Annotated in this window: 10 protein-coding genes, 1 tRNA gene and 1 other annotated feature; of the genes, 1 reads left to right on the forward strand and 10 read right to left on the reverse strand. The window is 46.3% G+C overall.

The annotated features are described in order from the left end of the window. Window positions 1-30: 30 nt before the first annotated feature. From EV213_RS12580 to EV213_RS12600, 5 genes are all read right to left on the reverse strand, one after another. Window positions 31-2,070, reverse strand: a complete 2,040-nt coding sequence (locus EV213_RS12580; RefSeq protein WP_133580897.1) for a glycoside hydrolase family 65 — start codon at window positions 2,068-2,070, stop codon at window positions 31-33. Continuing rightward, window positions 2,046-4,349 (reverse strand): AraC family transcriptional regulator, encoded by a 2,304-nt coding sequence (locus EV213_RS12585; protein WP_133580898.1) that lies wholly within the window; start codon window positions 4,347-4,349, stop codon window positions 2,046-2,048. Before EV213_RS12585 ends, EV213_RS12580 begins: the two co-directional genes overlap by 25 nt. A gap of 263 nt (window positions 4,350-4,612) precedes the next feature. Next, window positions 4,613-6,139: a type 2 periplasmic-binding domain-containing protein gene (locus EV213_RS12590; protein ID WP_424923050.1), complete on the reverse strand. Its 1,527-nt coding sequence runs from the start codon at window positions 6,137-6,139 to the stop codon at window positions 4,613-4,615. A gap of 15 nt (window positions 6,140-6,154) precedes the next feature. Continuing rightward, window positions 6,155-7,024: a carbohydrate ABC transporter permease gene (locus EV213_RS12595; protein ID WP_133580899.1), complete on the reverse strand. Its 870-nt coding sequence runs from the start codon at window positions 7,022-7,024 to the stop codon at window positions 6,155-6,157. Continuing rightward, window positions 7,024-7,956 (reverse strand): ABC transporter permease, encoded by a 933-nt coding sequence (locus tag EV213_RS12600; protein ID WP_133580971.1) that lies wholly within the window; start codon window positions 7,954-7,956, stop codon window positions 7,024-7,026. The genes EV213_RS12595 and EV213_RS12600 overlap by 1 nt, the downstream gene beginning before the upstream one ends. Window positions 7,957-8,557: 601 nt before the next feature. Here EV213_RS12600 and EV213_RS12605 point away from each other — a divergent pair. Further along, entirely contained in the window at window positions 8,558-8,944 is a 387-nt protein-coding gene (locus tag EV213_RS12605; protein ID WP_133580900.1) for a hypothetical protein, read from the forward strand. 30 nt (window positions 8,945-8,974) lie between these two features. Here EV213_RS12605 and EV213_RS12610 read toward each other — a convergent pair whose 3' ends face one another. The 5 genes from EV213_RS12610 to pdxS all read right to left on the reverse strand — a co-directional run bounded on the left by EV213_RS12610 (window position 8,975) and on the right by pdxS (window position 13,604). Continuing rightward, complete coding sequence (locus EV213_RS12610; RefSeq protein WP_133580901.1) at window positions 8,975-10,207, reverse strand: MFS transporter; 1,233 nt, start codon at window positions 10,205-10,207, stop codon at window positions 8,975-8,977. Between the two features lie 164 nt (window positions 10,208-10,371). Continuing rightward, a tRNA-Ser gene (locus EV213_RS12615) sits at window positions 10,372-10,464 on the reverse strand. Window positions 10,465-10,514: 50 nt separating this feature from the next. After that, window positions 10,515-11,792, reverse strand: coding sequence for a serine--tRNA ligase (gene serS, locus EV213_RS12620; RefSeq protein ID WP_133580902.1), 1,278 nt, complete (start codon window positions 11,790-11,792; stop codon window positions 10,515-10,517). 80 nt (window positions 11,793-11,872) lie between these two features. Continuing rightward, window positions 11,873-12,091 (reverse strand) — a binding site (T-box leader). A gap of 34 nt (window positions 12,092-12,125) precedes the next feature. Continuing rightward, window positions 12,126-12,701, reverse strand: coding sequence for a pyridoxal 5'-phosphate synthase glutaminase subunit PdxT (pdxT, locus tag EV213_RS12625; RefSeq protein ID WP_133580903.1), 576 nt, complete (start codon window positions 12,699-12,701; stop codon window positions 12,126-12,128). Window positions 12,702-12,719: 18 nt separating this feature from the next. Beyond that, a complete protein-coding gene (pdxS, locus tag EV213_RS12630) occupies window positions 12,720-13,604 on the reverse strand; it encodes a pyridoxal 5'-phosphate synthase lyase subunit PdxS (protein WP_208112754.1) in 885 nt (294 codons plus the stop codon). Between the last annotated feature and the right edge of the window lie 8 nt (window positions 13,605-13,612).

The raw sequence follows: 13,612 nt of genomic DNA on the forward strand, positions 1-13,612 counted from the left end.
CGCCCTTTCCAATAATCTCGCTCTAACAGCTTACAGCCACGGTTTCAGCCCTTCCGACTCTACGTTCCACTGTTCACTTGGAAACCCTGGGCAATTCCCCGGTCCATGCTCCCAACCGACTGACATCATCGCAACAGCCGTCAGAAGGCCGCCATTGCCTGGTAAATACGCATAAAGACCAGGGCGTTGGTAATTGTGACCGTTAGGCAGGTACGTGTTTTTCGTCGCTTCCATCAGGAGAAAATCAACAGCAAGCTGTTTTTCGCCAAGGCGCGCTGCTGTCATCGCACACATCGGGAAATCCCAGCCCCATGCCGTCTCCCATTGCCATTCGTCTCGAACCTTAATGAGCGTTCGTCGCATCGTTTCCGCATCCACCATCGTGCCTGGCAAGAGACCAAGGGCCCCAACCATGGACGGATGGTCATGGTTTTTTTCAGTGAAAGATGTGGGGCATTGCTCATGAGCAAGATAAACCCCGTCTTGATGCGGCAAAGGAGCAAGCTTCGACGCGACTTCTTCCCACAAAGGGTTTGGTTCTTCTCCTAACCGCTCCGCCCATTGAACCGCGATTCGCAGCCCATACGCCCAGTACTCCAGCTCATAAGGCGGGTTAATGCTGTCCTCCATGCGATGGCATTCTTGGGCAGGAATTAACGGCGGACCCAACACATAGGCGCCTCGTTCCTTTTTCCATTCCGCAAAATCAGCCATAAAATTAGCAGATTCAAACACTAGCTCTTTGTATTCATGCAAGGTGGCTTCAGTCGAGTCCTGCTTGTAGAGGAGCTCCACCATCGCGAGTGGATGCGGCTGTTGCCAAATCAATCCTGGCGCGACTTGAGACGGCGTTTGTTTTCCATCTGGACCGACCATTTTAGGCCAGCGCACGCCTAAATACCCCTGTGATCCTGCCAGCTTTCGTGCCTCGGGTAAAATTTTGTTGTACCAATCCATGCTGTTACGTAGCTTCTCTGCTCGTCCCCAGAGTGGGAAATGAATGGCATGCCACCAATGCATTTCGAGATGGCTTTTGCCGAACCAGCTGTTGTACATATAACCCGTTTCCTGCGGAGGCACGGAACCACTGCTATGAATCGCCGTTAAATATTGCGAAAGGACAACGCGACGCTCTAGCTCATGTGCGCGTGGGTCTGCGCTTCCTTCAAAGCTGACAAACGCGCCGTCTTTCCAAAAGGTGTTCCAATAGGTTTCACTGTCTGCAAATACGTCTTCTGCGTGACATGGCTCAGGAGGTTTTTCAGCAAATGTGGCCGTCAACGTGAGCTCCTTTTCGTTAGAAACGAGCGTCCATTCATGCGTTTTTGTTTGCTGAAGCTCTCCCGTCGACCAATCCAAACGAACCGTGTAATGATCGTCGTCCATGTGCCGCTCCAAGAGAGCAGATTGCGTAGAAAGGGTCTGACACGTGGTGCGATGTCTCTCATCGTTGTCCCAATCAAGCGCAACAGCTTTGTCCCAGCTCCTATGAGTCATATCAGGGGCAGGAAAACGCAGAAACACTTGGAGACGCCCTTGCTGCAAGAGAGATGAAGTGACGTGGACACCAATACGATCTTGCTCGGGATGAACAGCCGTCTTTACCTGCACACCAATGCCATCCACTTCAAAATAGCTCTCTATACTCCCATTCCATAGGTTTTGCTTTTGTGTAAACGACGAGATGTCTTCAAACGACGCCTCACTCCCGTCATCATTCAACAGGCGAAAGGCAAGTCTGCCCAACTGAAGACGATGTGGATTTTGTCGCAGCCAGTGGTAGGCCTCTTCTTTGTCCTCTGGTTTCATAGGGTATCCAACCGATCGCCCATGAGAGTCAAATGGCTGAAGAGGGGCTTCGTCTTCGGAAAATAGCTCCCGCCCATTGGTCCAATGCCAGCCCCAATTTGATTGTGTCCCAAGCGGGGTGTCGTACAAGTCAGGGAACGTTTGCAGCCCTGTAATATCTACACTAAATCCAAATTCGCCATTCCCTAGGCTTAGTGGTGAGAGTGGTTCCAAGGTTGTAATGACAGGGGAATGCTTCATGACGATGCGTTGTCTTTCCATTGTGCCGCCTCCTTTGAGATGCGTTCATTATGTGAATGCAGACGCTCATTGCGTCGTAGCATTTCTCTGTATTTTCCTGGCGTCATTTGCTTATACTTCCGGAATACTCGAATAAAGCTGTTTTCGTGCTGGTACCCTACACTGCTAGCAATTTCGGAAATCTTCGCTTCGGTTAACCGTAGCTGTTCCTCTGCCTGTTTCATTCGTAGCTGCGTTAAATGACCATAGATCGTGTCGCCCATTTCTTTTTTGAACAGCTGACTGCCAAGGCTGACACTAATGCCAACCGATTGAACAACCTCTGGAATGCCAATGGGGTCCCCAAGATGCGCCTCCATATAGTCGACCATCTGACAGCAAAGTGCATATTGTTTCGTTTGCGAGGCCTTTTCCTGCGCCTCCGCAATTTGGTGAATTATTTGTTTAAGTAATTGCTCAATATCCTCTAAAGACATCGTTTTTAACGATGGGCGTGCACCTTGCTCACTAAGGTTGTTTTGCAACTGAGAGAGCGCATCGACCAGTTGCTCTAAAAAAGGCAGCAGATGGACCGATGAAACGGGCAGCATTCGAAAGCTTTCAATCATCTGATGAAGACTTTCAAGGGCGCGTCCTTCCTCACCTGATTCCACCACATCCATAAACGACTCAATGTCTATATCCTCTGGAAGATCACCAGCGATGGCTTGTTTATCGTACAAATACAAACCTCCATAGCCATACAAAAGACGCTTGCCCAATGCCTCGTTCGCTTCAAGCCAGCCATCACGAAGAAGCTGAATCTGTTGTTTTTCAAGCCCTACCCCCGCAGACACACTATAACCGAGCAACTCCTGTATAGTCGTCAACGCAGGCAATAACAATTGCTGAACTGGCGTTGATGAATTGTTCTGAAACATCACCGCCATCTGATCGCGACCAAAATCAGCACATTCCACGCGTCCATTAGAGCTGAGAACTTCCTTCACAATGTTAGCGAGGGCAAATTTTAAAGACGAATGATACGTTTCTGGAAACCGCTCACACCATTCTGAGTAATTATCGATCGACAGCATCGCCAGCACAAAGGAGTCCTCGGTCCATTCCGGAAAATACGTCTCCCATTTTTGAAACAACTCATGCTCGCGAGCAATCGTCCCTTCATAAACGTCATGCAAAAACTTTACCGATGCCTCGCTCCTCACCTGTTGAATAACACGCGACAGCTGCGTATGATCACTCATGAGATCCATCGTCAAGGTTTCAAGATGCAACAGATCGCGGCGAAGAACTTCCTTGTTTTTCACGTGAAACATCTGCTTCATCCTCTTAATAGGACGTAGCTCCACGGAATGAATGTACACAATCGCTCCTCCACCAAGCAGTAGTGCAAGGACAGATACTGAAAAAACGACATTTCGAATACGCGTTGATTTAGCCAATATACTTTCTTGTGAAACGAGAGACACATAATGCCAGTCGGTGACGTCAGATGTCATCTGCTTTGCTAGAAAAACACTGTCCTGCGCTTGTACATCTTTAAATTCGCCTTGCTTTACTTGAGCTATAGCCTGGGTGAGCGTTTCGTCATTTAATGTTGGGTTCGGCGTAATATAAAGCATCGTTTGATTGCCATCCAGGATGAAACGAACGCTATTCGTTGATTCATTGTTTGCCAAAGTAAGCTTGCTAAACAATTCTTCTTGCTTGATGTTAATGGCGATGATCCCTCGAAGTTCACCTTGCAGCAAAACTTTGCGAAAAAGAGTCAACCTTGACGTCAATCCATTTTGCACTTGACGCTTTTTCACAAGCATCATTCGGTCCCCAAATTCATCTGCTACGCCCGTCCAATCGGCATCGGGAAATGTGATCGGATTGGAGCTATACCCTTGTGGCATCGAAACAAAGCTTTCTTTTTTTGTGTCATAAACATAGATACTCTCTATATAGGAGGTATTGCGAATTAACGTCGACAGCATTTCATATATTTCCCTAATATTGTCATAAGAGACTTGCTCGCGTTCCGATAAGAATTGATAAATGTAACTGTTTAAAGCAAGCTTCGTCGCCACTTGATCCGATTCTTCAATGTACTCATCAATGTAATCCATGCTAATCTTCAGCATTTGTTGCTGCGGTTCATTTAAAGCGTCTTGAAGGACATCTTTTGACGTCGAATACGACGTAAAACCGACCGCAATGATGAGTAAAAACACCGAAAGGCTTAAAAAAATCACAAGCCGTGTTTGCGTATTCAACAACAAATCCTTTATCCACCTACGGCCATACCGAAGCATGCGCAATGCCCCCTTTACTACAACAGGATCTCACTCACAAGGAAGCGTTTTCATAGATATGAACAGACGCCCTACTTTATTGAAGCAGGACGTCTGTCACCGTTCATTCATGGTCACTTCTCATTCATGTGACAAGATACCATCGTCGTGAGCTCATTATACCGCAACTTCGACCGACTTTTACAAATAATCGTCCAATTCTGTTCATTATATCAACATTTTGTTCACTAGAATGCGTTTTGTATGAAGCGATTTTTACAGGCCTACTGCTGTGTTTTTGCGTACCATTCCTGAACTCTTTCCGTGACTTCATCGCCACCGCTAGCTTTCCATTTCTCCACGAACTCATCAAATTTTTCAATTGGCCAGTCGCCAACAACGATTTTTGTCATGTACTCCTGAAATAACTTATGCGATTGAATGTCTGGATAGCCCTCATAGATTGTTGATGGCAAGCCGTCACCCGCGATCCGACGTGCATCTGCCTTACTAACCGCAAAGATGTCCTTAATCATCTGCTGCTCTTCTTCTGGGAAAGTTTCCTCAATACGGTTTTTCATGTCCTCTTCAGTTGTAAGATTTTTCATCCCAAGAGCAATCGGTGTATCGTCTGATGCAGGCAAGAGAACCTTTTCCCCATCAACGACTTCATGCTGCAGCCCTTCAATGCCATACCTTACAAATTCTTCATTGGCAGGATCGTAGAAGAAATCAAGCAATTTAAGCGCTGCTGGTGCATTTTCTTCTGCCGATGTAGGAATCATCCATTCAGGTTCGCCCATGCTTTTTTGTGTCACAAATCCTTCAAAGCCTTCAACCTTCGGCAATGGCATACCAGCGACATAAGCCTCAGGATTGCCCTGAGCCCTCATAGCGACCACTTTGTCATGAAGCCGCGCAGGGAGGTGATACCAGCTTCCGACGAGGTTGTTGTTGATTTTTGCCGTCCATACGTCCCCTTTGTTTAAGAAGGTTTCATTATCAAGAAGCTTTTCCTCATAAAGGTCACGAATAAACACAATCGCTTCCTTCATATTTTCGGTCGTGCCTGCGTAGTTAATTTCTCCATTGTAGATGTCCCATTCTGGGTAGCCTTCCCACATTGCCACACCATACATCGCAAACAAATGGTCCATCCAACGGCCAAATTCACGTCCTGACGTTGGCAGCTCATCGGCTTTGCCGTTGCCATTCGGGTCACCGTCACGGAATTTAATGAGCAACTCTTTATAATCCTCAACGGTTTCAGGCATCTCCCCGCCTACCGCTTCAATCCAATCCTGACGAATTAACGGTGCGCGCTCTGGTACAAGGAAAACTTTTGGTACGTAATAAATTTTTCCATCATCAGACGCGGAGCGCACAATGTTCCATGCCTCCTCAGGAATGCTCTCCCAAACGTTCGGCGCATACTTTGGAAGAAGGTCATCGAGTGGCAATGCACCTCCCTGAGTGATCAATGTTTGCTCAACCCCACCAATCGGGCGGAGAATGTCTGGCAAATCCTCAGATGCAATTTTCAAATTCAAGTACTCCGATGGATCAGAGCCCGGAGGCGTGGAAATCAAGTTGTATTGGACGCCTGTGGCCTCTTGAATGATTTGCACATGCTCATCCTCCGGTGTAGGAATCCGTCCTTTGCCGTTATGGCTTTTGAACACATCCACCACAACAACGCCATCTTCTGTTTGCTCTTGATCACTCCCAGCTTGTTCCCCACAACCTGCGACAAGCAATGTAAAACTCATCGACAGCGCTAAAAGTCCTTTGCGCAAATGTTTTTCCATCATCTCTTTTTCCCCCTTTTATTCTTTCAATGAACCAAGTACAGCACCTTTTACAAAATATTTCTGCAAATACGGATACACTAAGAGAATCGGTACAGTGGCAAAAATAATCGTTGCCGCCTTAAGTGTCGTCATATTAAACGCTTGCGTCCCAATTAAAAGATCAACGGCCGCAATTTCTTCTGGGTTTGTGAAATACGAGCGTAGCCGCATTTGCAATGGCCATAGATTTGGATCCTGCAAAAACAACACTGCCGATTTAAATGTATTCCAATACCCTACGGCGTAAAAAAGACCAATCGTTGCCAATACAGGTTTGGAAAGCGGTAAGTAGATTTGGAAGAGCAATCGAAAATCATGACATCCATCAATTCGTGCGGCATCGTCCAATTCCTTTGGGATGTTCATAAAGAACGTTCTGACGATAATCATATTAAACGTGCTAATCAAGCCTGGAATAATTAATGCCCAGATGCTGTTCATCAGACCAAGCTCCCGCACCGTTAAAAAGTAAGGAATCATTGGCGCGTTAAAAATCATCGAAAGCACGATGACAAACATAATCGGGCGGCGTAGTCTAAATTCCTTGCGCGACAAAGGAAACGCTGTAACGCATGTGAAAAAGAGACTTAACAGTGTGCCAACAACGGTCACAAACATCGTAATGCCAAACGAGCGCCATAACACTTCGTTTGAAAATATTTGCTCCCAAGTGGCCAGTGTAAACCCGATAGGCCATAAATACACTTGCTTGGAATCCGCTGCGACTGGAGAGCTAAACGACACAGCCAACATTTGTAGCAACGGCAAAATCATTGTTATCGAAAACACAGTAAGGATGGTGTAATTAAACGCTTGGAATGTCTTTTCTCCTAAGGATAGCTTCATTACCATAACCCCTGTTCTGATTTTCTCGCCATGCGATTAAAGATCCATAGAAGTGCAAACCCAATCACAGACTGGAAGATTCCAATGGCAGTCGTCAAACTGTATTGGCCTTGCAAGACCCCTGCACGATACACGTAGGTTTCAATAATGTCACCAACAGAATAGGTCATTGGGGTGAGAAGGTTGAAAATCTGGTCAAACCCAAGCTCTAAAAAGTTGCCGATGTTTAATAAGAACAACACCAAAATCGTCGGGAACAACAGTGGTAAAGTGATAAAGATGACTTGTTGAAACCGGTTTGCTCCATCAATGACTGCGGCTTCATACAGGGCTGGGTTAACGCCGGTAATGGCAGCTAAGTAGATAATGGTTCCCCAACCGACCTCTTTCCAAATACCCGACAGAACGACAATAGGTCGGAACCATTGCTCCTCCTGCATATAAAGAATCGCTTCCTGTCCAAACAGTCCTCTGATAGCGTTTACAATTCCATCCATCGCCAACAGCTCAAAAACGAGCCCACCTACGATGACCCAAGAGAGAAAGTGAGGCAGATAAAACAAACTCTGAAACGTTCGTTTAAAAGCGAGTAGACGAACTTCATTAAAGAGTAACGCGAGTATAATCGGTGCTGGAAAGCTGAATATCAGACCATAAGAGGCAATAATCGCCGTATTTCGTAGCACTTCATAAAAATCCTGATACTGAAATAGATAGATAAAATTATCGATTCCTACCCACGGACTTTCCCAAAGGCCTTTAAAGATCTGAAAGTCCTGAAACGCGATGACACTTCCCATTAAAGGGATAAATTTAAAGATAATAAAAAACGCAACGCCAGGCAGGATCATAATGTAAAGCATCCAATGCCGTTTCATATTATCCCACAAGCTTTCAGGTTTCTTTGAAGCCACCACAGTATGTTGATTCATCTCTGAAGCTGGCTTAGATGATGGCGCTTTCATATTTAATTGTCCCCCTTTCCCTTTTCTTTTCATGTTGGAAAACGCACTCAACCCATTCGCTTTTTAAAGATAAATGGAGAACTCACACCGCACACATTCGCCAGAAATAGAATGTAAACAGAGCGTTGATGCACGTTTCGTTAAATGCTTGTTGTCATCATACAAGGGTGTCAGGAAAGAACTCAATCAATCATTTGCGCATTCAATCATCAATTCTTACAGGCGTCGCAAAGCCCTTTGATATAAGGATTCACCACGATACATACAAAGAAAGAGAACGGGCATGAATGAACGTTTTGTAGGAATGGTTGAGGGATTATTGAAATAGAGGAGTGGAAACAAAATGATAATTCACTAAACATTGGAAATATTTAAGTGTACCTGTAGGTCTGCAATCAATTGCACATTGGAGATGTTTTCATCATACAGTCGTCCATTACACAAAAAGAAATTTCCCGCGACCAGTAGGGAATACATTCAAATCTTTCATTCACTTTAGAAGGAGATGATGAATATGAAAACGCTTCGTATGTATCAACCAGCCATACTCATTTTAGCGTGAGTGTTCGTGTTTTTTCTCATTCTTAACGTCATAGGTCCTGCCGATCAACCGATCCAATGGACGTCTGGTGGTTTATTAAGCATCCTCTTGCTGACTTTTCTTGCCTCCACCATCACTTATGGACTGAGGAGTTTTCGGAAACAACAGGTGTCACGACTTCTTACCGGTGTTGCGATCATTATCAGCCTCTGTATTCCACCCATTGCTTTTTTCTACAGCCTTGGACGACCAAAAGAGCTGTCGGAAGTACAGCATTTCTTAAATGGATTGTCTGCTGGCGATTTCGTCCCATACTTGCTTATCGCCATGATTGCTTCTGTTTTTCTCTGGTGGGGGCATTTTTTTCGCCAGGCAAAGAGGGAACAGTGCCCAAATAACCATTTCCTAAGTTGAGACCACTTTCTGAGAGTGACTGTGATCCTCCTACCCTTGTAAAGACCGTTTCTCCATAACGGCTTCCTTCTCGCGAAAGCCCACGATAAAATATATAGCAGACAGCAACGCAATGCCTGCAGGAATCATCCAAAACAAAGGCCATTGGCTTATGGACAAGATGCCGTCTGCGTTTGAAAAAGCTCCATACAGTAGACCGCCGAGGCTCGCGCCAAGAAAAACGCCAATGCCCTGTGTCGCAAACACGACGAGGGTTTGCGCCTGACCTTTCGCATGCGTCGGTGCTTTTTCTTGTGCATACATAAAACCGATGACAAAGCAGAAATTAAAACACACCCCATGCAAAGCGACGCCACCAACTAGCAGCGCATCCATCCCCACGAGCGCCCCAAGCGCAAACACCAGATAACGTAAACACCAAGCAAATATGCCAATGATAAACATCCGTTTAAAGCCGAGACGACGAAGAAAAAAGGGCACAAGCAGCATAAAAACAAACTCTGTCATTTGTCCAATGCTCATCACGCTGCTTACCGCGTTTACCTCCGCCACACCAAGGAAGGGCGAGGAAAAGGAATAATAAAATCCCATTGGAACAGAGATCAACACAGAAGCGATGACAAACACGCGAAAGGGGCGGTCGGCTAGCAGGCGCCACGCGTCTTTAAACAACAAGTCCTGAAAGGAAAAAGGCTTTCCCTTCGCAGGCGGTGGTGTGTGCGGGAGCGTTAGTGTGTACACGCTGTAAACCAATGAAGCGATTCCCGCAATTAGAAAAATCGTTGTATCAAAGGACAAACCTAAGCGGCCAACAACAAGGCCCGCCACTACCCAGCCTAACGTACCAAAGCTTCGGACAAACGGGAACTGGCGTGCATCGCTCATGTTTTGAAATGACACCGAATTCGTTAACGCCTGTCCAGGCATCGAAAGCAACATGTAAACGAAAATAACAACTGTAAACCATGTCCCTGCCTGACCCTCAATCAAGCCTGGAACAACCAATAACAAAAGACCACCACATAAATGCAAGCAAGACAGCACCTTTTGAGATGGGAAAAAGCGATCGACGAGCATGCCCATCATAATGGGCGAAAGCATAGCCGCTAATGCGCCAAACGAATAAACCAATCCTATATATTGGCCAAGCCCATGTGTAGACAATACAAGACCTGCCGTTACATACCAGCTGCCTCGAATAAAAAGCTCTAAAAACATCATCGTACAAAGACGTATCGTCATCCATTGCTTCATAGAAGGCATTCGCTGGCAACTCCTTTCTGCTCAATTCCTGATGATCTTCACTCCCAATACAATCATCGTACACCAACCGATCGCAAAAATGAACAAAGGAATAGAACGCTTTCATGTGAGAATAATAAAAAAGCACCCTCAACGTTACGAGTGTGCTTTGAGTCGTTTATGTATGGAGGAGGAAGAGGGATTCGAACCCCCGCGCGGTTTGACCCGCCTGTCGGTTTTCAAGACCGATCCCTTCAGCCAGACTTGGGTATTCCTCCGTGCCGACAAAAACTACTATATCATTGTCAGCGAAGAATGTCAAACTAGATTAAGCATTTTTTTCGATTTTTTTTCGATTGCCCATATACGGCTGAAGAACCTCAGGAATAGCGATGCTTCCATCTGCTTGTTGATAATTTTCCATCACTGCCGCGACGGTCCTACCGATAGCCAATCCGGAAGCGTTTAGCGTATGAAGATGCTCAGGCTTGCCGTTTTCTGCTCGATAACGAATGCTCGCCCGCTGCGCCTGAAAGGCTTCTGTGTTGCTGGCAGAAGAAATCTCTTTGTACTCGTTATAGCTCGGCAGCCATACTTCAATATCATACGTTTTAGCAGCTGAAAAACCCGTATCCCCTGCACATAAGGTAATGACTCGATAGGGCAGCTTGAGTGCCTTCAGGACGTTTTCAGCATGCTGAGTCATTTCTTCCAGCGCTGCATAAGAATCCTCTGGCTTAACGAATTTGATAAGCTCTACCTTATTAAATTGGTGCTGGCGAATCAGTCCACGTGTATCACGTCCTGCCGAGCCTGCCTCGGACCGAAAATTGGTGCTAAAGGCGACATAGCTCTTCGGCAGAGCATCCTCAGGAAGAATTTCATCCCGATACAAGTTCGTCACCGGCACTTCAGCGGTTGGAATCAAATAGTATCCTTCCACATTAACCGCAAACACATCTTCTTCGAACTTTGGAAACTGTCCTGTGCCTTGCAGGCTGTCGCGATTGACGATATGCGGTGGCAATACCTCTTCATAGCCGTGCTGATCTTCGTGGAGATCGATCATAAAATTGATCAATGCTCTTTCTAACCGGGCACCGGCTCCTTTATAAAAGACAAAGCGGCTTCCTGTGACCTTTGCTGCACGTTCAAAATCGAGAAGCTCGAGGTCATTAGCCAAATCCCAATGGGGTTTCGCTTCAAACGAAAATGCCGGCACATCCCCCCAACGACGCTCCTCGACATTGTCGTCTTCTGACAACCCGTTTGGAACGCTCTCATGCAACAGATTTGGCACACGCAACAAGATCGCCTCAAGCTCTTCCTCTACTTGACGAAGGTCGTCATCAAGCTGTTTGATTTGGTCGCCCACTTGTCGCATCTCTAAAATAAGCTCATCCGCTGGCTCTCCAGCCTTTTTCAATTGAGGGATTTGCTTTGAAACCTCATTTCGTCGGCCCTTCAAATCCTCCGTGCGTTGAATTAACTCCCGACGTTTTTCATCCAGAACAGGAAATTTCTCTAAACCAAAGGTATCTCCACGACGTTTCACTCGTGCAAGCACATCATCAAAATGATTCCGTAGCTGTCTATTATCTAGCATAAAAGTTCCTCCTTCGTATGGTGTTTTCGTTACAACATTGCTCTTAAAACGGATGAAATACAAAAAACACCCGTCCCTAAGTAAGGGACGAGTGTGAACCCGCGTTGCCACCCCGATTGAAAGCCTACAGCCTGCTTTCCGCTCGAACCAGATAACGGCTGGTGCCGATCCTACGTCGCAAGCGAATGCCGCGAAAGGCCGTTCAAGGAGTGGATTCACAGCGCTTTTTTACTGGTTTGCACCCCCACCAGCTCTCTAGAAAAAAAGCAACTGCTACTAGTTCCTGTCATCACGTTTGCCAACAGTATAGCGTGTCAATTTTAAAAATGCAACCTATGCTTGTTTTGAGACAAGCTTGATAAAATGCTCGGTCATGCGATGATCGCCTGCAAGCTCCGGATGAAACGCAGTGGCGAGCAAATGTCCTTGCTGAACCGCCACAATTCGATCGCCTATCGATGCAAGAACATCAACATCATCCCCTACCGATACAATGATAGGGGCACGAATAAACACCGCCGTAAAATCCTCCGCAATGCCTTTTATGTGGATGGTTTCTTCAAAGCTTTCCCTTTGCCGACCAAACGCATTCCTTTCGACAGTCATATCGAGCAAGCCCAAATGAACCATATCACTGTTTCGTATATGTGTAGCCAAGAGGATCAAGCCAGCGCACGTACCAAATACTGGTTTCTCCTTAGCAAATGCACGCAATGGCTCTAGGAACGCATATGCATCAATCAACTTTCGAATGGCCGTGCTCTCCCCACCAGGCATAATGAGCCCATCAACTTCATTGAGCTGTGATGGGGACTTGATTACAAGAGCGTTCGCACCACAAGCTTCGACAGCCTGAACATGCTCGCGAACGGCCCCTTGCAAACCTAGTACTCCAATCGTGATGTCCATGCTTTGTGCTCCCTTTCGTTACTGACTACGGTCCGCCATACGATCTTCAGCACGTAATGTGCTCATTTCAATCCCAGGCATCGCTTCACCAAGCTCCTTTGACAATGCCGCAATCCGCTCATAATCCTGATAATGCGTTGTTGCCTCAACAATCGCACGGGCAAATTTTTCTGGATTGGTCGATTTGAAAATGCCTGAGCCTACAAAGACACCATCCGCACCAAGCTCCATCATCAATGCAGCATCTGATGGTGTTGCTACTCCGCCTGCCGCAAAATTAACGACGGGCAAACGACCAAGCTCACGAATCTCTAAAAGAAGCTCGAACGGCGCACCAAGGTGTTTGGCTTCGGTCATCAATTCATCCTGTGACATGGATGTTATTTTGCGAATTTGTGATTGTACCTTGCGCATGTGACGGACCGCTTCAACGATGTTGCCCGTTCCAGGTTCTCCTTTTGTACGAAGCATCGACGACCCTTCACCAATTCGACGAGTCGCTTCGCCTAAATCACGACAGCCGCACACAAATGGCACTGTAAACGAACGTTTATCAATATGGAATTCATCATCTGCTGGTGTCAATACTTCACTTTCATCAATATAATCGACACCCATAGATTCAAGTACTCTCGCTTCGGTGATATGCCCAATGCGCGCTTTTGCCATCACAGGTACACTGACAGCGTTCAGCACCTCTTCTACAATCGTCGGATTCGCCATACGCGCGACACCGCCAGCGGCACGGATATCCGATGGCACACGTTCCAACGCCATGACAGCTACAGCACCAGCGGCCTCAGCAATTTTTGCTTGTTCAGCATTGACGACATCCATAATGACGCCACCCTTTTGCATTTCTGCCATTCCGCGTTTTACACGATCAGTCCCTGTTTGACTCAAGATGATTT

The sequence above is a fragment of the Aureibacillus halotolerans genome, assembly GCF_004363045.1.
In the GTDB taxonomy this organism is placed as follows: Bacteria; Bacillota; Bacilli; order Bacillales; family DSM-28697; genus Aureibacillus; species Aureibacillus halotolerans.